Genomic DNA, 19,309 nt, shown 5'->3' on the forward strand with positions numbered 1-19,309 from the left:
ATCCCCGGAGGATCTTGCGGGGACAGAGACGCGCGCTCAGTGATAGCGTAAGGAGTATGGAAAATATCACGGTAGAACTTGCAAAAATTGTTACAAAAACAGGGGTAAAAGCAGCCTATGGCGAGCCCATTGTTCTTGACGACACCACCGTTATCCCAGTGGCCTGTAGCTGGTTTGGTTTTGGTGCCGGCGAGGGTAAAGAAAAGTCACGGGAAGACGCCATTAGTGGTGGTGGCGGTGGCGGTGCGGCGGTTCCCGTTGGTAGTTATGTAAAGCGGGGAGACTCCCTTACCTTTCAGGTAAATCCGGTCACCGCTTTGGTCGCCGCGATACCTCTGGTGTGTGTTGCCGGTCGGGCTCTTACCCGTCTGATTCGCGCGCTAAAAAAATAGGGTGGTGAATTATGCGGCGGCTACAATCCTCGAATTTGTGAGGAGCAGACCCGCGCGAGCATTGACCGTGCTGATTGACGGACCCAGCGGTTCCGGAAAGACACAATTAACAAGCACCGTGCTTGCGGAGTGGCCCCACGAGGAGCCGCCACAACTGCTTCGTGTCGACACTGTGTGCCCCGGATGGGAGGGGTTAAGCCTTGGCTCGGAGTTGATTGTTACCGACCTTCTTCGTCCACGCGCTGCGGGTCTCACCACCCGTATTCTGACTTATAATTGGGTGCTTGGAGTCGCCGGGCCATATCGGGTGTTTCAGCCAGATAGGCCCTTGATTATCGAGGGGTGCGGGGCTCTCACCAGAGATAGCCGTCTTTTCGCGGACTATGCGGTGTGGCTTGAAGCTCCGCTGGCGCAGCGCAAAGAGCGTGCGATTCAGCGTGACGGTGAGATCTTTGCTGAGCATTGGGACTCCTGGGCTGAGCAGGAGAGACAGCTTTATTTTCGAGAGAATTCTCGTGCCCTTGCTGACGAGATATTTGACACGGGGAAATAGGGAAGTGGCGAATAAGTTTTAAACTTTTGATTCTTGTGAGTTGCCCTCAGCGATACTGAGCGTGCAGCAGGGCCTCGGTGAATTCTGCGAGCCAATCATAGACGGCACGTGTGTTTGCTTCCATATCATCAAAAGGCTTTTTGTTCAGGTCTTTTTCTGCTTCAATACCTAGGCGTGCAGCGAGAGCTAATCGCATCGCGGTGAGGGTTTTCACCCAGGTGAGAAGCGAGTCGGCGTCAAGCTGAATCGCAAGCATCCGCTCGTTGTCCATGCCCTTGACGGCGGGTAGGTCATCGTGGGTGAACTGTGAGTCTATGGGATCGGCGGGATCGGTAAAATATTCTTCGTCGAATCGAGCCGTACCCAATTGCACCAGAATACTTTCAGCCTCAAAAACCTTGCGGTCCACAATTCCCTGTTCTGTTACCTGCCGGAACTCGCTTGACTCTTGTTCGTTTTCGTAAGCATCGGGTAGCAGACGGGCAAGCGCCGGGTCCGTCGGCTTAGTCGATGCTCCGCCGATAGAAAGACCCTCGAGGAGAGGATCGGAAGTTTCCCTGCGGGGACTGTACTCGCGGTAGAGACTAAGAAGCTGGGTGACCAGGGTGTCCACTAGGTCGGCCTCATCCTTGTGAATGTGGAGCGTGGTGATTCCCTCACTGTTGATTCGGCTGATCTTCACGCTATGCACCGGCCTGACGTAGTGTAGACCATAGACCGTAATCGTGCATTGCCTCGACGTGCATTTCCATGGCTTCTCGTGTTCCTTCTGCGACAACGGCATGTCCGTTATTGTGTACCCGGAGCATGAGCTCTTCGGCTTGATCCTGGCTAAAGCCAAAGTGGCGTTGAAAGACAAACCTCACGTAGGACATCAGGTTAACCGGGTCGTCCCACACGATAGTTTGCCAGGGAGGTGCCGGCTTTTCGAGCAGGCGAGTAGAGTGTGTTGTTTCTGGCGCGGGACGCTGTTCCGGTGCGTGTGTCATCTTAGGCCCACCCCAGATCATGAAGTTTTTCGTCATCAATCCCAAAATAATGCGCAATCTCGTGCACTAGCGTTACATGAACTTCATAGCGGAGTTGCTCAACATTTTCGCAGATGGCTTGCAGATTGGATTTGAACAGTGTGATTCGATCGGGGGTTTCTCCGTAACCGTAGTCGCCGCGCTCGGTGAGGGCGAGTCCGTCGTAGAGACCGAGAATATCTGTGTTCCCGCCTTCGGGTAGGTCTTCGATAATAAAGATAACGTTGTCGAGGTTGTCCCGCATTTCGCTCGGAAGAGCGTCAAGCTCTTCCTCCACTAAACGCTCGAAATCTTTGTCAGAAATCTCAACCATGTCTTAAGCCTGACACATTTCGAGGCGCGAGGATAGCGTTTTACGCCCTTAAAGTGCTGTGTCAATAATAATGTAGATTACTTACTGGCAACAGATTGATTAGTGACGATTTTATATTCACCTCTGTAACGAATGGTGTTGCTGGCGAAAACAATTGATGAGGTTAGCCCTTCTAGACATGTATTGAGAGGGGCTAACCTCATCTTTCTGTGGGGTGGCTAACGGGGCTTGAACCCGCGACTTCCGGCACCACAAGCCAGCGCTCTACCAACTGAGCTATAGCCACCATGTGTCGTTTCTGTGAAACGACAACCCTACTAGTCTATTACATTTTTGAGGCGAATGTGCCCACTGTATCTGTTTAGAGAGTTTTTGGCGCCGTATTGTTTGGTTCAACGTCCTGAATAAATACGGTAGAGCGATAGTAGGCAAGCTCCTGGATTGATTCTAAAATATCGGCAAGTGCACGGTGTCCGCCGTTTTTATCGGGGGCGCTGTGGTATGCCGAGGGAAACCAGCGGCGCGAAAGTTCTTTGATCGAGGAAACGTCGATGTTCCTATAGTGTAAACGCTGATCAAGGGAGGGCATGTGGGCCGCGATAAACATGCGGTCTGTGCCGATGGTGTTTCCCGCGAGCAGTGGACGCTTACCCTCGGGAACATACTCATTGATGTAGTCGATGGCTCGTTTTTCTGCCTCTATAACCGTTACGCCGCGGGGAATCTCCGTGATGAGGCCGGAGTTAGTGTGCATTGTGGTGACAAAATCCCCCATACTGTCGAGGGCGGCGGTAGTTGGCTTGATGACAACACTGAGGCCCGCATCGAGCGGGGTGAGGTTAAAATCGGTGATGACGATGGCAATTTCAACAAGCTCGTCTATGCGGGGATTGAGGCCTGTCATCTCGCAGTCAATCCATACTAGTTGTTCGGCAGGTGTGCTCATAGGACTAGCCTATTCCCAACTTTTCACAGAGCATATTTGAGCGCTGCTTTTGGTCGTGTCGTCTAAGTTTGTGTATCACATGAGGGTGGGTTTATGGGTCTTTTGGGGAAGACACATCGTTTTTTAGGGTGCACGCGCTACTGCTCGGGTGTGCCCTGCTGATTGTGATGGTCTCGATTGTTGCGGGGGTCTGGGTGTGTGATGTTGCTCTGAGGAGTGCTGAGTCTCTGCGGGGCTTCCGGGGAGTGTTTGTGTGATCTAGTAAACTAAACTATATTGTTCGGCATGGCTAATAATCTTTCTTGCTTCTCCGAACTGCTATTTCTGGGGTGTATTGTGCCTGAGAATCACTTCTTCGTTAGCTATGGAAGAATTTCGAGAGATGGTTAGCCCACGTTGTGCTGCACTACACAGCACCGATACCGCTCGAGCTTCAGCTGTCTGGCGAGAGGGTTCTCGACGGTATAAGAGGTGGGTGGGGGCTTTTCTTCTTATACTGGGCAGCTTTGTGATGAGTGGATGCTCTCCCGCCTCTCTGTCGGAGGCGGAAAACAGCCGAGGCTCCACGGATTCCCGCCCGCTTGTTCTCACCACCTTCACCGTTCTTGCAGACATGGCTCGTAACGTGGCCGGTGAGCATCTCCGTGTTGAGTCCATCACTAAGGTTGGTGCGGAAATCCACGGATATGACCCCACTCCACAGGATCTCACCGTTGCAGCTGACGCCTCTCTCATCCTCGATAACGGATTTGGACTAGAGCTTTGGTTCAGTAAATTTGTAGCGGACCTAGATGTTCCTCATGCGGTTCTTACCGAGGGCATTGAACCTGTTCTTATCGGAGAAGGTGCGGCCGGGGGACAGATAAATCCTCACGCGTGGATGTCTCCCAAAAATGCCGAGATATACATTCAAAACATCGCCCAGGCTTTTATCGCTTTAGATCCGTCACACGCCGATGACTATAGGGTAAACGCGGAAGCTTATCACCAGCAGATTATGGCAGAGGGTGAGAGGCTGGTGCGGGTTACCCGGGCTGTTCCTGAGCAGAGCAGGGCGTTGGTTACCTGCGAAGGAGCGTTTAGCTACCTTGCTGAGGACGCGGGGCTCACAGAAAAATACCTGTGGCCGGTCAACGCTGAGTCGGAACCTACCCCTACGACAGTAGGAGAGGTGATTGATTTTGTGCGGGAAAATAATGTTCCGTCCGTGTTCTGTGAATCAACGGTCTCCGATAAGATGATGCGGCAGGTTGCCCAGGAGAGTAATGCTGCTTACGGGGGAACTTTGTATGTTGACTCCCTGAGCGAACCAGACGGGCCCGTCCCGACCTACCTCGATCTGATCAGCTATAACGTGGATCTTATTACGGCCGGGTTAATCCGGGGGACGGAGAGTTCTTGATGGGATCGGGACATGCGGTCGCTGCGGTTCAGGTGACCAACGCGACCGTGAAATATGGCAGTGTCATAGCTCTCAAAAACGCCGATCTTGAGCTTTTTTCGGGTCGGATAACGGGGCTTGCGGGGGTGAACGGTTCCGGAAAATCAACCCTCATGAAAAGCATCTTGGGGCTTATGGATCTTAACGAGGGAGCTATTACAGTCCAGGGCGGAAGCGTATCGGACGCACGCAGGAAGGCGCAGATCGCCTATGTTGCGCAGAGTGAGGCGATCGATGAGTCCTTTCCCCTCTCTGTTCGTCAGGTGATCGAAATGGGGCGTTACGGCGCTCTTGGACCTCTGCGAATGCTCAAAAAGAGTGACGCGGAACTGTGTGATCGGGCCATGCAGAGAACGGGCATCACCCACCTGGGGGACAGATTGATTGGTGAGCTATCGGGAGGGCAACGAAAACGTGTCTTTCTTGCCCGGGCAATCGCTCAACAGGCCAATATTATGCTTCTGGATGAGCCGTTCTCAGGTGTAGACATCACATCTCAAGAATCGATTATTGCCGTTATTCGATCGCTTGCGGCGGATGGTGTCTCAATCCTGGTCTCCAGCCATGATATTGCCTCTCTTGCGGATATCTGCGACGAGGTTGTGCTTTGGTATCAACGGTCTCTTTTTTCGGGGCCTCCTGAAACCGCTCTGAGCGAGCACAACCTGGCTCTGGCGTTTACCGCTGGTGCTGAAATACAGGTCACAACAGAGACAATGGAAAATTACTTATGAGCTTCCTCGAATTGATTATGGAACCTCTCGGCTATGTTTTTATGCAGAGAGCTTTTGCTATCACCGCGCTTGCAAGCATTGTGTGTGCGGTACTGAGCTGTTGGCTCGTACTCGTGGGCTGGTCCCTCATGGGGGATGCTGTATCCCACGCTGTTCTTCCCGGCGTGGTCATCGCATATACGCTGGGTGCTCCGTTTGCGGTGGGTGCCCTCATCTTTGGTGGAGGAGCGGTCTTGTTGATCGGTATTGTTCGTGGGAAGTCCCAGATCAAAGAGGATGCGGCAATTGGTATTGTCTTTACCTCTCTTTTTGCGCTGGGGCTCGTATTGATATCTATCGTTCCCAGCCAGATTGACCTCACCCATATTCTGTTTGGTAATTTGCTGGGTGCCTCAGCCAATGATCTCTGGCAGGTTCTTGTTGTTGCCGCCGTTGTGCTTGTCACCATTGTTCTTAAGAAACGCGATATTACTCTGTTTACTTTTGATCCCGTTCAGGCTCACACGATTGGACTTTCTCCACGTAGACTCAATGCGCTACTGCTCGGTTTGCTTGCCCTCACCGTGGTAGTTGCCCTGCAAGCCGTGGGTGTGATTCTTGTTGTTGCGATGCTCATCATTCCCGGGGCAACCGCATTCTTACTCACGCGGCGGTTAAATCGGATGCTCTGGGTCTCGCCCATGATTGCCACACTCTGCTCGATTGTAGGCATCTATATCAGCTACTACAGCAATGCCTCATCGGGTGGGATGGTTGTTTTGACCCAGGGGGTGGTGTTCTTTATCGCGTTTGTTGCTGTGCGGGGCCGTGCGCTGTTGTCTTTACGCGCAACACCCGCCTCTGCTGCCGTGGGGAACTCCACCGATCCTCGCGAAGAAACAGCATCAGTCGTGCCCGTCGTCACGGGAAAAAATCTTTAGCTCTACCTGTTGTGGCGAGAAGGTTTTTGAGTCCTACTCATCGGATTCATCCAGGATAGCTTTACGACGCTGCTTTTTGCGGAGCTTGAGAATCCGAAGGAGGCGTCGGATATATCCTTCAACAACCAGTAAGAGCAGTGCAAGAACTCCAATATGTGGAAAAAGTACGCCGATAATTCCAGCCACGATGAGAATAATGGTTGTGATGATACCGGAGGTGAGGCGAAACTCTTTTCCCGTGCCGCTCGCGCTGAGTTCTGGGTTTGACCTCACGATGTATGTTTGCAGGAGTTCTGCAAAAGATGTGAGCGCAACTGTTCCAATGTAGAGACCTATGGCCAGCGGATTCTGCGCGTTCGAGTCTGCAAGCACAGCGGTGGGGAAGGGGAGGAATACGATTGTGAGCAGCCAGAGTAGGTTAGTCAGGATAAGTTTCTGATTGTATCCCACAACGTGCTCGTAAAACGAGTGGTGAAACCTCCAAAACCACCCGACAACCACAAAGCTCAGGATAAAAGCGAAGAAAGAATACCATTTTTCACGGAAAAGAAAGGTGAAATCGGTGGAGGTGGATTCCTTAGCAACGTCAATGAGGGGAAGAACGAGGAGGGTGATAGCGATTGCAACTACGGCATCACTAAACCCGGTTATTCGACCGAGGCCTCGCTCGGTCTGATATTCCTGACTCGGTGGGGGTGGCGCTTCAGAACTCATACTAGTAATTATGCTTCCGAGGCAGGTTAAAGGGTAATTTCGTCTCTACAGACCCCAACACGGTCACGAAGGGTTGACCAAGCCTAGCGCTAGCTCTTTAAGCGTCTAGATTTTGCTATGTAAAAGACGCTTATGGCACCGCAAAGCACCGCTATTCCGGCAAAAACCAAGGATGACTGGAGTGGTTCAAGGCTCTCAATAGCCGCAAATATCCTGCCGCCACGCGTTTGAGACGCGGGGGCATCACTAACCATGACTTCCCAGATAGGTGTGTGCGGCAGAATCGCAAACCCAACGAACAGAACTGCTAATAGAGCGAATACTATTGCCGGTCCCTGAGTCGGGCGACTTTTCATTTTTGACATAAATCCATCCTTATTAGGCTCTTAACTTCACGCAAAAAAATACTTGAAGATTATAATGACCCGGTATTAGGCACTGATGTGTGGGTAATAGATAAAAGTTATAACCCCGCATAAAGACTCATGCCGCTCGGAAAGATAACACCTATTATATAAAGAGGAAATTCTGTACCGAAGAAGTAGAAAACTTGGTGGAGCGTGAGAGGGTAGCTTTTCGACGATGGGGACGGTGCATCGATGCGGTGAGGTGGAGTGTGTCTTTTCATGAGAGCGTGAAGGCGCTGCTCCTTCTCAGTCTGTTTGACAACAGTGCTTTGTATTGCAAGGCTTGATGATATGGCGACTAGCGACCGGACCGCGCAACTTCGTAAGGGAGTGCTTGAGCTCGCGATCCTCGCTGTGCTTGATACGGGAGAGTACTATGCCATTGAGATCATCGGGCAGTTGAGCGAGCAGCCCGCACTCACCGCGACCCCGGGGACGGTCTACCCTCTCCTTGCGCGCCTGGACAAAGCCGGTAAAGTGACGACTCGATGGGTGGAAGCGGGGGGTGGCCCTCCCCGCAAATATTATCGTTTGACGGATGAGGGTCGTGCTGCCCTTGCCGACGGCGCAACTGCATGGAGCGCATTGAGCGGGGCGATGCACTCCATTCTTCGCAGAGAGGGTCGCGTGTCATGAGGCCTTATCTGCGTGAGGTTGGCGTTCGCCTTGAACGACTTAGTCGAACCGATCGCCGCATCGCCCTCGATGCCCTTGACGCTCAGCTTGGTGAGCTTCAAGAAGCCAATATTGATCCGGTAGAGGCGCTCGGTACTCCCGAAGAGTACGCTATGGCGCTACTCGATGCGCTTTCGAGTGACACACCTATCGAAGAGCCGGCTCTACGGGTGCTTGGGCTTCCCCTTGAGACACGGGGTCCTATGAGTGCTGAGGTTCGGTCTCGTGTCTGGAACCCAGAGAGTCCACGCCTTGTGGTGCCACGACTGTTTGGAATCGGCTGGACCTTGAACCTCGGTGCTCTCGCTGTGAAGCTCAGATTGATTCGACCTGATGACGCTACGGGTGAAGTGGTTGAACAGATCCCTGAGTGCGCTGTGCGCACCGCGCAACTTGTGCCACTCCTTATCTCAGGTGTCACTGTTGGCACTCTAGCGCTTGCCTGGAGAAGGTTGCCCAACCAGGTTGCGTCTGGATTTAACTTGTGGGGCGGGCAGAGCCGCACGGGATCGAAACGGTCTTTGATCGGAGTCGCTTTATTGGGTGTTGCGCCAGCGCTGTGGGCCGCACGCAAGCGGATCCCGTCGGAGGATCGGCTCGTGCGCGTCGCAAGTGCAACAACGTTGGCTACGGTTTCAGCCTCGACCGTTGCTGCATCCATCCTCAAGGCGCGTCGGCCGCGTGGTCGATGGGGGCTGTTGGTGCCCGCCTCTCTTCCTCTAGGCGTCGCGTTATCGTTGGGTGTGATCATACTCCCGCTTCGGGCTGGTCTTCGTCGTGTCTGGCATTTAGCCAGGGCGACATCGGGCCGTGCCAGAGATGAATAATGAGGGTTTTTGACTAGATCCTCTCGGAACACTGTGAGACGTCTAGCGCTGATCGCACTATCCCGCAATTTCTTGTTTGACGTAGCAGCCGGGCCGGTATCCTGTGTCCGCTTTCTCGTCAGCGTGACGACCGAGCCGCGTTGGTGACGGCGTAGCGGTGTGAAGGACTTGATTTAACTAGTATGTAATGCAAGGATATAGGTAATGCATATTTACTGTATTATGTCACACTCACGTTCCTCGAGCCGCCCCCCAGAAAGCAGACCCTCATCATCGTGTTTCTCAATGTGATCGGGACGATCCTGTCCCTGATGATCGGACACCATCGTGCGATTCACTTCGCTTCTAAGTTCCCCGTCATCAAGGCGCCTAGCTCGACAAAGCAGCACGGTACACGTCGAGTGCTTGACGGTCTCGACTTCTGTATGAAACCTGGTTCCATGTTCCACCTTCTTGGTTCCAGCGGAGTCGCAATCCGGTGGCCAACCCTCACAGGGCTGACTCTCGTTCTATCGTGCTGCTCTCGATCGCCGCGCTCATCCTCCATCGAAAGGGAAGTCCGATGACCCAGCCGACTGTTAGCGCATCCCGTCTCACCAAGCGCTTCGGAGAACGTGAGGTAATCTCGGCCGTCTCGTTCTCGGTGACCCGAGGACGGGCGTTCGGGCTGCTTGGGCCGAACGGGGCGGGTAAGACCACCATCATCCGACTGCTCAACGGTCTACTGACCCCTGACGGCGGTGCCGTCACCCTCTTCGGGGAACGGGTGAACGCGCGAAACGCGGACGCACTCAGGCAGCGGATCGGCGTGCAGACGGACACAAATCTTTATGACACGCTTTCGGCCCGCGAGAATCTGCGCACGTGGGGTGCGCTCTACGGCATCGAGCAACGCTCTCTTCGTAGTCGTGTGGACGAGATACTGCACACTTTCGGTCTCACTCGTCGCGCAGATTCGCTTGTGGGAGAGTTCAGCAAGGGGATGCGACAGAAGCTCGCGATCGGGCGCGCGATTATTCACAAGCCTGATTTGTTATTCCTGGACGAGCCGACGGCAGGCTTGGATCCCGAAGCGGCCTCCGAGCTCATAGGTTACCTGAGAAAGATGATCCAGACACTGGATACCACTCTGGTTATTTCAACGCATCAGCTTGCGGGACTAGAGGCCCTGTGTGACGACATTGGCATCATCAAGCAGGGTCATCTCCTTGCTGCTGGACCTGTGGATGAGATGCTTCGGCAGGAGTGGCCAGGGAACCGCTACACCCTAAGTGTTAACGGCGACTATGACGTGGCCCACCGTATCGTGACTTCGTTTGCCACCGCAGACAAGACTGCGGGCAGTGAGATTGTGTTCCACACCGATGACGAGCAGACCATCTCTCAGGTTGTTGCAGCGCTCGTGCACGAAGGTGTTGGAGTGCGTGCGGTGATTCCACAGCACCCAACAATCGAAGAGTTTTACTTCACTACGCTTGATAAGGAGGCAAACGTATGACTATCCAGCCCGGTACCTCGCAACCCCTAAAAACTCGTGGCATTATCAGTTGGCAGCGTGTTGTCGCGGTGATGCGTAAAGACTGGCTTGAGATTGTGCGCAACAAGCAGATGCTTGCCTCTCTCATCATTGTGCCGCTCATATTTGCGATTTTGTTGCCCGCTGCGATCATCCTCATCGGAGGCTCCGGTGCCCTTGCATCCACGGTTGCGGGATTGCAGGGGTTCCTTGACAACCTGCCCGCAGGAGTTGCCCCGCCCGATTATACCTCTGAGCAGACGGTTGTGTACGCGGTAATTGTGTATTTTTTTGCACCTTTCTTCCTGATGATCCCCATCACGATTGCGTCGATTACGGCCTCGTCCAGCCTTGTTGGTGAAAAAGAGCGCCGTACCATCGAGGGATTGCTCTATACGCCGCTCTCTAACCGCGAGCTTGTGCTCGCCAAGGTGCTTGGGTCCATGATTCCCGCAGTTGTGCTTACCTGGATCGCGTTTGTGATCTACGCGGTGGTGGTGGGGGTGCTCGGTGCACCGATGATGGGTGGGATCTTCTTTCCGACCTGGACCTGGGCCGTGCTCATTGTGTTTCTCGTGCCGCTTGTTGGGTTTCTCGCGACCAGTCTGATTGTGGCGGTGTCGGGGCGCTCGACAACCATGCAGGGTGCTCAGGGTAGTGCGATGTTTATGGTGTTCCCGGTACTTGTTTTGGTTATCGGTCAGGCCACCGGCCTTATGCTCTTTAACGTGGCTATCGCCCTCATCGTGGCTGTTGTACTCGTTATTGTTGACCTGCTTGCGTTCTTGCTCATCGTTGCGAAGTTTCAGCGGGAGTACATCGTCACAAAGCTCTAGGTTTCAATTGTGATGAAGGCCGGATAGGGGCGACAGCTTGCTCCTCTGTCTGGTTTCTCGGCCCCTGTGCGCCCGGCATTTGCTGCACCAGATCTTGCCCTACGACGATTTTTCGGTCGACATTGAGCTGCACTAACCAGAGTGTAGCTCCGAGGACAGCGTCCGTTGTCTCTCGGACTGCATTGACACACTGACGCAAACGTGTCGGGAGTGCCTGTTCCAATTTTGTGAGAGGCGTGGGCGATACCGGACTCGAACCGATGACCTCTTCCGTGTGAAGGATGATCAGCTAGATTGTCACCGATTGTCATAGATACTCACCGAGTGTCACAACCTTCATTTTGCCCTGTAAAATCAAGGGATTTAGATTGTCATAGATACTCACCGAGTGTCATGGGATGTCAACCGAAAATAAAAGTTTGCCACTGATTTGCCACTTTTTGATACCATCGCGGAGAGTTTGGGATTTGCTTTAAGTTGTACTAACCTTCATAGACATAACACTTTCTACAGATAGGGATTCATCGACGATGTCTAATCACCAGAACTTATACTCACAGCAGGGCTGCATTGACTGCAAAGAATGCGAAAGAGGCGCAGGGTACATAGGGAGGAAAATCACGCTTTGGGCAATTGGTCTCCCAACAGTTGGGGTGGGGCTGATATTCCTGCCCTTCTTCAAGAAGTGCCAGTACTGCACTCACAATTCGTGGTGGAATAAGCATTACGGGCCTGATCTACGTCGCTCGGCTTCACCCGTACAGGCATAGTAGCGGTAGCTAAATAGCCCCCTGGAGATTGGATTTCCAGGGGGTTTTGTCATCCTCCCGCAAGAATGTTGAGTAATCTACACGATTAGTGTTGACTGCTCCACACAATGTGTGTATAGTAATAGACATGGAGATCACGAAGAGCATCGACTCAGACACCACCACCTACACCCTCTGGGTAGACGGCACCGAAGTCTCAGAGCTTATGCTCTGGACAGGCACCCGCGAGGTGGCAAACATCGAAACCGCGACCGCCTACCAGGGCCAGGGTTTTGCTCGCGCTCTCTGGGAGCACGCAAGCGCAGAAGCCGAGTGTTTCCACTCTCTCCCGCACCACCGCACCCACGAGGGTGACGCTTTCGCCCGTGCCGTCGGAGGAGAAACAATCTCCGAGGAAGACGGCTTTCAGGACGTGTGCAGCATCTGCACAGACCAGTAATGACACAAAGGAGCATAAAATGACTACCCACAATTTTGACCTTGACGCATGGCTCGGCGATACCGAAGCCACACCCGAGCAACGCGCAGCGCTCATCGAGGCGCTAGACGGGATCGAGAAGCGCTACCCCCACGCGGATCTAGAGGATTCCCGCACGGATGCTTCTCGCGGGGCGCTAGAAATCATTCTGGATAGCGAAAACCCCGAGCAGACCCTAGAGGATCTCGGGCTAGAGTGGCAGCGCGCGAAACTCAAAGAACGGGAGCGAATGGCTGTACTCACCGGGGCGATCATCGCTGCGTCTGCACACATGACAGAGGTTGATATCGCTCGGGTAGCGCAGGTAAATCGCACCACCGTGCGGGCGGCTCTGCGGAAAGACAAATAAAATGAGCACTTTTAATCTTCTTTCTGAGCCGTGGATTCCTGCTGTCACAGGCACAGGTATTGAGGATATTTCGATACGGCGTGCACTGACAGACAGCGGGGTAAAAAAGATTTTAGGAGACACCCCCGCACAACGCTACGCCCTACACCGACTACTGCTAGCTATCGTGCAGCGCACACTCTCCCCGGAGCAATGGGGGTCTGTGTGGGAGTCCGGCACACTGCCCCAGGCTACCCTCGATGCGTATCTAGACCAGTGGGGACACCGCTTTGACCTCCTCGACGAGGTCGCCCCATTTTTTCAGATTGCAGGTCTCACCTCGGCTGGACGAAAGCCCACGACCGGGGTTGGGGGGATTGTCCCGGGCGGGTTTTTTGCGATACAAAAACCTACCACCAAGATCACATTGGCGGAGGGTGCCCGGTGGATAGTCCACGCCCATGCCGCGACACCCTCCGGGATACGCCCCGGAACCGTGGATGATCCACGGGTTTCAGGCGGGAGGTCGTACCCGACCGCGCCCGGGTGGGCGGCCTTTTCAGGTGGGGTCTTTTTGGAGTCTGACACGCTCGTAAAAACGTTGCTAATGAATGTTGTGGATGATCTTCCCGGGGTTCCTGCATGGGAAGACCCCGTCGCAGGCACGGAATTTGCACCGCGCGAAGACCCGGAGGGGCTGGAGTTGTATACCTGGCAGAGTCGCCGCATTCTCGTGACCGGAGTATCACAGGGCTACATCACCGATGTACTGGTCTCTAATGGGCACCCGCTACAGGCCTCGTGGGGTGGACGTGATCCCATGGTGACGCTCCGCACAGACAGGGACGGGTCACGGCAGATCATCTCACCGCTGTGGGCGCTTATCCCTGACATACTGGGCGAGGGTGGCCCCCGGACGCTGCAGGCACTCCACACCCGTGGTCTTCCGGCACAGACCCCGCTGAGAGTGACGGGTGCACGGGTGGCTCTCGGGACAATGGGGTCGGTGGTGACCGATGAGGTGGACGGGGTTTTTGATGTGGCACTGGGAGATTTACGGTCACCAGGTGAGGGAGCTGGGGCTGTGGCCGTGGCAGCGCACGGGCTGAGAGCAATTTATCTCTCATTCTTGAAAGAGCTGTGGAAGATCACCAGCGACACGGCGACTTCTGCGGAGGGGGTGTATTTCTCCCAGATACTCGACCAGACCGTCACCGACACGCTTAAAACCCGTGATCGTATAGTTTTTGAAAACGGATTTCAGGATATCCTCCGTGAGGCCGATGACGTCGCTGCATCAAAAACCGACGGACACGATTTTGTGCGGAGGCAAAAAATTTACATGGTGTATACAGGTCTTCTCCGTAAGGCCGTAAAGCGTCTGCACTGGGGAGACGATCTTAGTGAGGCCCAGTATCTCCCCGTCGAAAAGCCTGTGGTTGACAAAAGCTAAGAGAGGTGATTTCATACATTTATGGCTGTTTTCCCTGCGTAGCAGGGGTGATCCAAGTTGACATTTTTAAGAGAATGTTTTCCCTGCGTAGCAGGGATGACCCGACTTGACATCTTTAAGAGAAGTTTCCCTGCGTAGCAGGGATGACCCTAATTTCGTACAGCTAGTCATATCGAGCTAACATTCCCCGCGTAGCGGGGCTTAAAGGGGGGTCACACTTTCGAGTGTGGCTCCCCTTCGTTTATGTGGAGGCAAGATTGCTCATGCTACTAGCATTCACTCACACAATAGTGTACACTGGTGTATATATACAGAAACGTACACTTTTGATAGGAGGTCTCTATGGCTACATCACCCCCCACTGCCAGCCAGCAGCTTTTTGCTGAGTTGTCCCTGGCCCTGGTAGAACCGTCCCGCGCGCTACTCGGTATGGATATAGCGAATCTTTTAGAGAATCGTCTTGCGGGCCGCACGGATTCGCTCCCCGACGAGGCTCTAGTAGAGCCAGAAATCGCCAGCGATATTATCTGGGCGATTCACCGTGGACTCCCGCCCCTCGCCTGGTGGAACACCCCGCTCGGGCTAGCCTGCGCACAGGGCGCTTTAGGAGCGCTGGACGAGCGGATTAGCTACCGTGATGCGGCTACTATCCTCGGGGTCAGCACCAGCGCCATACAAGGACTCGTCTATCGCAAAAAAATCGTCCAGCACGGTGACGGGATCGACCTAGCCAGCACACTCAAAAGACTTCTAGACAAAAAATAGTTACACCCTAAAAAATAATAAAGCCCCGGCGAGTGATCAGACTCCCGGGGCACGGACAGATCGAGAAAGGATCTATCATGAGTAAGAATATCACCTATAGCCGCAGCGAAATTGCCTACCAAATCGCGGAAACTCTTGACGAGGTGGGGGCCACTATTGCTGTCGATTCCACCTCCTACGATATAGAAAAAATCGTAGACACTATCACTATCCCCACTAAAACCGGGTGGGAGCTACGTCCCGAATTCGCGGATTCCCTCGACACCCTCGGCGACGATAGCAAGGCCGATGCCTTCTGGAACATTGTGGGACAGTGCGACATCAGCGCAGACCTCGCCGCAGCTGAGGAGGCACGCGACGAGGAATTTCACCAGCTGGTACTCTCTCACGCACAGCGCAGCCACCACCTCGAACTTTTTCCCCTTGTCATTGGGGATGTTACTCTTACGCTCCCCAACAGTTTCAGAAAGGGTGGGTTCACTGTGTGGCCGACCTCGGAGCATTTCTGGGGGCAAATCGATACCCCTCACGAAACCCTCACATTCGACACGAGCCTGGGGTCGTGGGGGGCACTCCGCGCCGCTATCACTCAGGCTCAGGAAGATTTCGAAGCGAGCGTCAAGGAGTCCTTGGAGATCTCGCGGACGCTCAAAAACCACACCTATGCAAAATTGAGAGAGGCAGAAATCGCTCTGGAGGAGGCTCGTCAAGAGCATGCCGAGGCCGTGGCCGCCTGGCAGAAAAACCAGGAACGACACGATGAGCTAGCGGGACGCACGGGCGGTCGCGATAAATAACCCGCAAAACAAAATATAGCCCGGGGAGAATGCTCACAATCTCACCGGGCTATATTATCCCCGCAAATGCAGGGCCAAATTGTTATCCGCATCGCTTTACTACAAGCAAAGTTCCAATAAATACGGATCATCCCCGCCAAGGCGGGGCACTTGTCAGTGTAGCACACGATCACGGTACAGGCACCTACCATATGGGCGGAGCACTTGGGGTATACTTATTTTGTAATCTTACGGTTGCATGGTTTTTGTGTAGTAACTATTAACCAAAAAACGCCCCGCCCTAGTCCGAAGACCAAGGCGGGGCGTTTTGTTTCTACTCTGCCGCATGCCGACCACGCGGCGTGTTTACTCCTGCGAGCACTGGCGCACCGGTACCGAGGATCGCCGCGACCAGAGATAGCCAGAGACCGCCGTGTTCAGCGGTCAGGACACCTATCGCTGTCAGGAGCGGTACGAGAGCCGCTGCGATACCGTATATCCACCGGCGTGCATTGTCTGATTTGATCCACATATTTTCTCCTATTGTTTAGCTGAGTACGCGTGTGATGATCACGCCACCCACGGATGTGATGATGGCCATGCCTGCTACAGGCATCCACGCCATACGGTGTACGAGAGCGGAGAGACGACGGGTTTCCTCTGCCTGATCCGTGAGCGCCTGGCGCAGATGGTCAATATCCTCAGTGTCACGAGCCTGCTCAGTGATGCGGGTTTCGAGTGCTCGGATACGGGCGCTGTGTGCGTCCATACGCTCATCCACCCGGGCTAGAGACTCCACCGCCGCCTCTAAACGATCGAGGCGACGTTCGGTTTGCTGGCCCTGTTTGTAGATGTCTCCGAGCGTGACGACGTGGCCCAGTGGTTTTGAGTCTGGCATTAGTAGCCCTCCTCGGCGGGTGGCACATACTCGGGATCGAGCGTGTACGGATCAAAATTTGCTGGTGCTGGGGACATCACTCTCCCCGCTCAGATCAATTGCTGCTGCCATATCGATTGCCGTCTGGATTTCCTCGTCTGTCCAAATGTCTTTCATGGGATGCTCGCTCATGATTACGCTCCTTTCGCTGATTGTCCGCCGAGAGCCAGAGAGACCCACACATCAAACTCCCGGTCGTTGCCGGTGATGTGTTTCGAGATGAGTCGCTCTGAGATCCAGACCTCCTCACTCGTGGACAGGTGCCGGTAATAACCTGCGCCAATCAGGGCAATTCCTCGGCCTGGTGCCTGAATTCTTATCATGTCTTCGTCTCCTAGTTCTGGTATGACTGGCGCTGGGCCAGTGGTGTGTAAGATTTCATTTGCTCGCGTCACGATCTGCTCTAGACGTGGATAGAGATACGGGCCAGGACACGCGGTTTGTGCTACCTCGCGATGCCCAATAATGCGTGTCCGATCTAGTGGCCCCCACCGGTAGCGGGTAGAGAGGTCAGCAGCGAGGAGTGCTAGTGTCTCGATCTGAGCGTCTGACACCGGCCACTCAGGAGCACCGCCGGTATTAACCGTCTCGATCGTGATCGATGGCGAATCGGCAGCATCCGATCCGCTCGTCCAGGCTCTGCGCTCCTCGGGCACGATGCCAACGAGCTGCCCTGTGGTGAGCAGGCAATAATTTGCGGATGGCGACGGGTGCGGGTGCGTGGATAGCCGCGCGACGTTGCCCTCGTTTGTGCCGCCCGCCGTGTGGTGAACGATCATCCGAGATATCGGTTTTGTACGCGCACTGTGCTTTTGTGATGCAGCGACGCGTGTAGCGAGATGTGAAAAAACCATGTTGTACCTCCTTCTTAAATGCAAAAACCCCGCACAAGGCGAGGTGACTGGGGGGACTCAGGGGCGGACGAAATCCAGAGACAGCCACGTAGGCTGTCCTGGTATGATGCCATAAGGCCCGTTAGTAGCTGTGGTGTAAATCCCGGGTGTGAGCACATCACCCGCTCTCAAGCGAATTTTGCGGGCGAACGAACCGAGTGCAGTGCCGCTTGACGGAGCGGGTTGTGTGGAAGCGACGAAATCGTCGGGCGTGGCGGCAGTCGAATTTAGCTTCACACCGAAAATTATGGGAATTTCTGTCACTACCTTAAAACCACCACTTAAGTCATACAACCCTGACCACGGGGCGACAAGACCAGATCGCCAAGGGGTGCTCCCCATGCCGCGCCCCTGCAAAGACCACGCCGCCGCGGAGCTTAGTATTGTCCACCCTGCCTTGAATTCTGCGCTGCTCAAAATCATCAGAGTGCCGCCGCCAGCCCACGTACCCCCGATACGGAGATATTTCACCTGATCTTCTAGGCAATAGGCTTCCGCCCCATCAGCAGGTGTCCACGCCGCTAGCTCCGTAGCGGTACGCACGATCACCACACCACCCGCAGTCGCAGTGTAGGGAGCGGTCTGCGTAATCACGACACCTGTACCCTGTGTTGAGGTAGCTCCTGCTGACACCTGGGCCACCGCCAGTTCTATCGCGCCGGCGGGAATCGCAGGTTTCACCAGAGATGCCACAGGCGCGACCGCACCCTGCACCACTACAACCTCAGGAGTCTGCGGAGCATCAGAGGACGGGGGGATGGCATAAATCACATCAAGCCGCGCGTTAGAGGTAGGGGCGGTTGTAGTCGCCCTGGATACTGTACCCGCCTGGCGCAGCACCGTAGCACCTGATAGCCGCGCAAAAGCCGCAGTAAATGTCCCCACCGAGTACGTCATAGTGGATGTCCCCACCACTAATGAAGGGGCGCGAGCATGGAGCAGCCCGGGGCGGATCACACCCGCAGCAGATCGCACAATCAGGCCGCCTACCTGTGCGGTCAGTGACGAATCTAGCCCCGTCACATTGCCCTCATCACCCTGGTCACCTTTCTCACCTTTTTCTCCCCGAGGGAGCGTGAGGTTCAGTATCTGCGTGGGATAGGTACCTGTGATTGAGGCGGACGCGGCCCCACCCGAGGGGGTAGAGGTTACCGCACCGACTTTGAGTTGGTTGTCACGTCCGCGCTCACCCTGACCGCCAGGAATACCAAATTCGATAATGTCTGTAATCTGATCGACCATTTTCAAACCTTTCTAGTGAGAGAGGTACAGATACCCGCTGACTACCTGTGTCGTAATATCGTCGAGGGTCACCCGCAGATGCCATACTCCCGTGGAGCGTGAAGCCCACTCAGGGCCAGCTAAAGACGAGGGATCTAGCTCAATCTGTATGAGGGAGTCATTAAAAATTCGGGCGGAAAATTCTTTCCACACCTCACCCGTGAGAGACTCGAATCGAACCGTAGCGGTACCCGCACGAACATCAACGAGAGTTTTTTCCTGTCCGTCATCCCGGTACCAGCGAAACCCAAAACTCTGACTCCTACCCACACCCACAGCGACATCCTGACGGTGCAGTGTAGGCCGCCCCATAACCCCGGACATGA

General features: G+C 54.4%; 24 protein-coding genes and 1 tRNA gene. 14 read left to right on the forward strand and 11 right to left on the reverse strand.

From position 1 onward, the window contains the following. The first annotated feature begins 56 nt into the window (after positions 1-56). Both FrondiHNR_RS05925 and FrondiHNR_RS05930 read left to right on the forward strand, forming a co-directional pair. Entirely contained in the window at positions 57-392 is a 336-nt protein-coding gene (locus FrondiHNR_RS05925; protein ID WP_279354316.1) for a spore germination protein GerW family protein, read from the forward strand. Position 393: 1 nt separating this feature from the next. After that, the gene (locus tag FrondiHNR_RS05930) at positions 394-945 is read left to right on the forward strand and encodes an ATP-binding protein (RefSeq protein ID WP_279354317.1); all 552 of its coding nucleotides are present in this window, start codon (positions 394-396) and stop codon (positions 943-945) included. A 46-nt stretch (positions 946-991) separates the two neighbouring features. Here the strand turns inward: FrondiHNR_RS05930 and FrondiHNR_RS05935 are convergent, their stop codons facing one another. The 5 genes from FrondiHNR_RS05935 to orn all read right to left on the reverse strand — a co-directional run bounded on the left by FrondiHNR_RS05935 (position 992) and on the right by orn (position 3,232). Continuing rightward, positions 992-1,627, reverse strand: coding sequence for a DUF2017 family protein (locus FrondiHNR_RS05935; protein ID WP_279354318.1), 636 nt, complete (start codon positions 1,625-1,627; stop codon positions 992-994). Between the two features lies 1 nt (position 1,628). Then, on the reverse strand, positions 1,629-1,934 hold the full coding sequence (gene clpS, locus FrondiHNR_RS05940) for an ATP-dependent Clp protease adapter ClpS (RefSeq protein WP_279354319.1): 306 nt from the start codon (positions 1,932-1,934) through the stop codon (positions 1,629-1,631). Between the two features lies 1 nt (position 1,935). After that, on the reverse strand, positions 1,936-2,286 hold the full coding sequence (locus FrondiHNR_RS05945) for a metallopeptidase family protein (RefSeq protein WP_279354320.1): 351 nt from the start codon (positions 2,284-2,286) through the stop codon (positions 1,936-1,938). 210 nt (positions 2,287-2,496) lie between these two features. Further along, a tRNA-His gene (locus FrondiHNR_RS05950) sits at positions 2,497-2,572 on the reverse strand. A gap of 75 nt (positions 2,573-2,647) precedes the next feature. Further along, positions 2,648-3,232: an oligoribonuclease gene (gene orn, locus FrondiHNR_RS05955; RefSeq protein ID WP_279354321.1), complete on the reverse strand. Its 585-nt coding sequence runs from the start codon at positions 3,230-3,232 to the stop codon at positions 2,648-2,650. A gap of 382 nt (positions 3,233-3,614) precedes the next feature. Here orn and FrondiHNR_RS05960 point away from each other — a divergent pair, with 382 nt between their 5' ends. The 3 genes from FrondiHNR_RS05960 to FrondiHNR_RS05970 are packed head-to-tail and all read left to right on the forward strand — an operon-like array spanning position 3,615 to position 6,327. Beyond that, positions 3,615-4,634, forward strand: a complete 1,020-nt coding sequence (locus tag FrondiHNR_RS05960) for a metal ABC transporter substrate-binding protein (protein WP_279354322.1) — start codon at positions 3,615-3,617, stop codon at positions 4,632-4,634. Then, positions 4,634-5,407, forward strand: a complete 774-nt coding sequence (locus FrondiHNR_RS05965; protein WP_279354323.1) for a metal ABC transporter ATP-binding protein — start codon at positions 4,634-4,636, stop codon at positions 5,405-5,407. The genes FrondiHNR_RS05960 and FrondiHNR_RS05965 overlap by 1 nt, the downstream gene beginning before the upstream one ends. Further along, positions 5,404-6,327, forward strand: a complete 924-nt coding sequence (locus FrondiHNR_RS05970; RefSeq protein WP_279354324.1) for a metal ABC transporter permease — start codon at positions 5,404-5,406, stop codon at positions 6,325-6,327. Before FrondiHNR_RS05965 ends, FrondiHNR_RS05970 begins: the two co-directional genes overlap by 4 nt. 33 nt (positions 6,328-6,360) lie before the next feature. Here FrondiHNR_RS05970 and FrondiHNR_RS05975 read toward each other — a convergent pair whose 3' ends face one another. Next, positions 6,361-7,041, reverse strand: a complete 681-nt coding sequence (locus FrondiHNR_RS05975; RefSeq protein WP_279354325.1) for a TMEM175 family protein — start codon at positions 7,039-7,041, stop codon at positions 6,361-6,363. Positions 7,042-7,739: 698 nt separating this feature from the next. Here FrondiHNR_RS05975 and FrondiHNR_RS05980 point away from each other — a divergent pair. The 9 genes from FrondiHNR_RS05980 (at position 7,740) to FrondiHNR_RS06020 (ending at position 15,893) form a co-directional block, all read left to right on the forward strand. Beyond that, positions 7,740-8,084, forward strand: a complete 345-nt coding sequence (locus FrondiHNR_RS05980) for a PadR family transcriptional regulator (protein ID WP_279354326.1) — start codon at positions 7,740-7,742, stop codon at positions 8,082-8,084. Next, complete coding sequence (locus FrondiHNR_RS05985; RefSeq protein WP_279354327.1) at positions 8,081-8,950, forward strand: DUF5808 domain-containing protein; 870 nt, start codon at positions 8,081-8,083, stop codon at positions 8,948-8,950. Before FrondiHNR_RS05980 ends, FrondiHNR_RS05985 begins: the two co-directional genes overlap by 4 nt. Before the next feature lie 562 nt (positions 8,951-9,512). After that, positions 9,513-10,448, forward strand: a complete 936-nt coding sequence (locus tag FrondiHNR_RS05990) for an ABC transporter ATP-binding protein (protein ID WP_279354328.1) — start codon at positions 9,513-9,515, stop codon at positions 10,446-10,448. Further along, positions 10,445-11,302 carry an ABC transporter permease subunit gene (locus FrondiHNR_RS05995; RefSeq protein ID WP_279354329.1) on the forward strand — a complete coding sequence of 286 codons (858 nt, stop codon included), beginning with the start codon at positions 10,445-10,447 and terminating at the stop codon, positions 11,300-11,302. Before FrondiHNR_RS05990 ends, FrondiHNR_RS05995 begins: the two co-directional genes overlap by 4 nt. Before the next feature lie 897 nt (positions 11,303-12,199). Continuing rightward, entirely contained in the window at positions 12,200-12,511 is a 312-nt protein-coding gene (locus tag FrondiHNR_RS06000) for a hypothetical protein (protein WP_279354330.1), read from the forward strand. Between the two features lie 19 nt (positions 12,512-12,530). Next, the gene (locus FrondiHNR_RS06005; RefSeq protein WP_279354331.1) at positions 12,531-12,899 is read left to right on the forward strand and encodes a hypothetical protein; all 369 of its coding nucleotides are present in this window, start codon (positions 12,531-12,533) and stop codon (positions 12,897-12,899) included. A 1-nt stretch (position 12,900) separates the two neighbouring features. Continuing rightward, on the forward strand, positions 12,901-14,331 hold the full coding sequence (gene casA, locus FrondiHNR_RS06010; protein WP_279354332.1) for a type I-E CRISPR-associated protein Cse1/CasA: 1,431 nt from the start codon (positions 12,901-12,903) through the stop codon (positions 14,329-14,331). 342 nt (positions 14,332-14,673) lie between these two features. Continuing rightward, positions 14,674-15,096, forward strand: a complete 423-nt coding sequence (locus FrondiHNR_RS06015; protein ID WP_279354333.1) for a hypothetical protein — start codon at positions 14,674-14,676, stop codon at positions 15,094-15,096. A 77-nt stretch (positions 15,097-15,173) separates the two neighbouring features. After that, positions 15,174-15,893, forward strand: a complete 720-nt coding sequence (locus FrondiHNR_RS06020; protein WP_279354334.1) for a hypothetical protein — start codon at positions 15,174-15,176, stop codon at positions 15,891-15,893. A gap of 313 nt (positions 15,894-16,206) precedes the next feature. On the opposite strand, the gene FrondiHNR_RS06025 is transcribed toward FrondiHNR_RS06020, so the two are convergent. The 5 genes from FrondiHNR_RS06025 to FrondiHNR_RS06045 all read right to left on the reverse strand — a co-directional run bounded on the left by FrondiHNR_RS06025 (position 16,207) and on the right by FrondiHNR_RS06045 (position 19,307). Next, positions 16,207-16,404: a hypothetical protein gene (locus FrondiHNR_RS06025; RefSeq protein ID WP_279354335.1), complete on the reverse strand. Its 198-nt coding sequence runs from the start codon at positions 16,402-16,404 to the stop codon at positions 16,207-16,209. A 15-nt stretch (positions 16,405-16,419) separates the two neighbouring features. Next, positions 16,420-16,770, reverse strand: coding sequence for a hypothetical protein (locus FrondiHNR_RS06030; RefSeq protein WP_279354336.1), 351 nt, complete (start codon positions 16,768-16,770; stop codon positions 16,420-16,422). A gap of 173 nt (positions 16,771-16,943) precedes the next feature. After that, complete coding sequence (locus FrondiHNR_RS06035) at positions 16,944-17,663, reverse strand: peptidoglycan recognition family protein (protein WP_279354337.1); 720 nt, start codon at positions 17,661-17,663, stop codon at positions 16,944-16,946. Between the two features lie 57 nt (positions 17,664-17,720). Next, positions 17,721-18,944 (reverse strand): hypothetical protein, encoded by a 1,224-nt coding sequence (locus FrondiHNR_RS06040; RefSeq protein ID WP_279354338.1) that lies wholly within the window; start codon positions 18,942-18,944, stop codon positions 17,721-17,723. A 12-nt stretch (positions 18,945-18,956) separates the two neighbouring features. Further along, a complete protein-coding gene (locus FrondiHNR_RS06045) occupies positions 18,957-19,307 on the reverse strand; it encodes a hypothetical protein (protein ID WP_279354339.1) in 351 nt (116 codons plus the stop codon). Positions 19,308-19,309: the final 2 nt, after the last annotated feature.

Source organism: Lysinibacter sp. HNR (genome assembly GCF_029760935.1).
In the GTDB taxonomy this organism is placed as follows: domain Bacteria; phylum Actinomycetota; class Actinomycetes; order Actinomycetales; family Microbacteriaceae; genus HNR.

Excerpts from the sequence above, each read along its gene's own strand:
- FrondiHNR_RS05925 (WP_279354316.1), top strand. The coding sequence starts at position 57 with ATGGAAAATATCACGGTAGAACTTGCAAAAATTGTTACAAAAACAGGG.
- FrondiHNR_RS06040 (WP_279354338.1), bottom strand. The coding sequence starts at position 18,944 with ATGGTCGATCAGATTACAGACATTATCGAATTTGGTATTCCTGGCGGT.
- FrondiHNR_RS05985 (WP_279354327.1), top strand. The coding sequence starts at position 8,081 with ATGAGGCCTTATCTGCGTGAGGTTGGCGTTCGCCTTGAACGACTTAGT.
- FrondiHNR_RS06025 (WP_279354335.1), bottom strand. The coding sequence starts at position 16,404 with ATGTGGATCAAATCAGACAATGCACGCCGGTGGATATACGGTATCGCA.
- FrondiHNR_RS06045 (WP_279354339.1), bottom strand. The coding sequence starts at position 19,307 with ATGTCCGGGGTTATGGGGCGGCCTACACTGCACCGTCAGGATGTCGCT.
- FrondiHNR_RS05945 (WP_279354320.1), bottom strand. The coding sequence starts at position 2,286 with ATGGTTGAGATTTCTGACAAAGATTTCGAGCGTTTAGTGGAGGAAGAG.
- FrondiHNR_RS06030 (WP_279354336.1), bottom strand. The coding sequence starts at position 16,770 with ATGCCAGACTCAAAACCACTGGGCCACGTCGTCACGCTCGGAGACATC.
- FrondiHNR_RS06020 (WP_279354334.1), top strand. The coding sequence starts at position 15,174 with ATGAGTAAGAATATCACCTATAGCCGCAGCGAAATTGCCTACCAAATC.
- FrondiHNR_RS05980 (WP_279354326.1), top strand. The coding sequence starts at position 7,740 with ATGGCGACTAGCGACCGGACCGCGCAACTTCGTAAGGGAGTGCTTGAG.
- FrondiHNR_RS06035 (WP_279354337.1), bottom strand. The coding sequence starts at position 17,663 with ATGGTTTTTTCACATCTCGCTACACGCGTCGCTGCATCACAAAAGCAC.
- FrondiHNR_RS06015 (WP_279354333.1), top strand. The coding sequence starts at position 14,674 with ATGGCTACATCACCCCCCACTGCCAGCCAGCAGCTTTTTGCTGAGTTG.
- FrondiHNR_RS05975 (WP_279354325.1), bottom strand. The coding sequence starts at position 7,041 with ATGAGTTCTGAAGCGCCACCCCCACCGAGTCAGGAATATCAGACCGAG.
- orn (WP_279354321.1), bottom strand. The coding sequence starts at position 3,232 with ATGAGCACACCTGCCGAACAACTAGTATGGATTGACTGCGAGATGACA.
- FrondiHNR_RS06005 (WP_279354331.1), top strand. The coding sequence starts at position 12,531 with ATGACTACCCACAATTTTGACCTTGACGCATGGCTCGGCGATACCGAA.
- casA (WP_279354332.1), top strand. The coding sequence starts at position 12,901 with ATGAGCACTTTTAATCTTCTTTCTGAGCCGTGGATTCCTGCTGTCACA.
- FrondiHNR_RS05990 (WP_279354328.1), top strand. The coding sequence starts at position 9,513 with ATGACCCAGCCGACTGTTAGCGCATCCCGTCTCACCAAGCGCTTCGGA.
- FrondiHNR_RS05995 (WP_279354329.1), top strand. The coding sequence starts at position 10,445 with ATGACTATCCAGCCCGGTACCTCGCAACCCCTAAAAACTCGTGGCATT.
- FrondiHNR_RS06000 (WP_279354330.1), top strand. The coding sequence starts at position 12,200 with ATGGAGATCACGAAGAGCATCGACTCAGACACCACCACCTACACCCTC.
- FrondiHNR_RS05970 (WP_279354324.1), top strand. The coding sequence starts at position 5,404 with ATGAGCTTCCTCGAATTGATTATGGAACCTCTCGGCTATGTTTTTATG.
- clpS (WP_279354319.1), bottom strand. The coding sequence starts at position 1,934 with ATGACACACGCACCGGAACAGCGTCCCGCGCCAGAAACAACACACTCT.
- FrondiHNR_RS05960 (WP_279354322.1), top strand. The coding sequence starts at position 3,615 with ATGGTTAGCCCACGTTGTGCTGCACTACACAGCACCGATACCGCTCGA.
- FrondiHNR_RS05965 (WP_279354323.1), top strand. The coding sequence starts at position 4,634 with ATGGGATCGGGACATGCGGTCGCTGCGGTTCAGGTGACCAACGCGACC.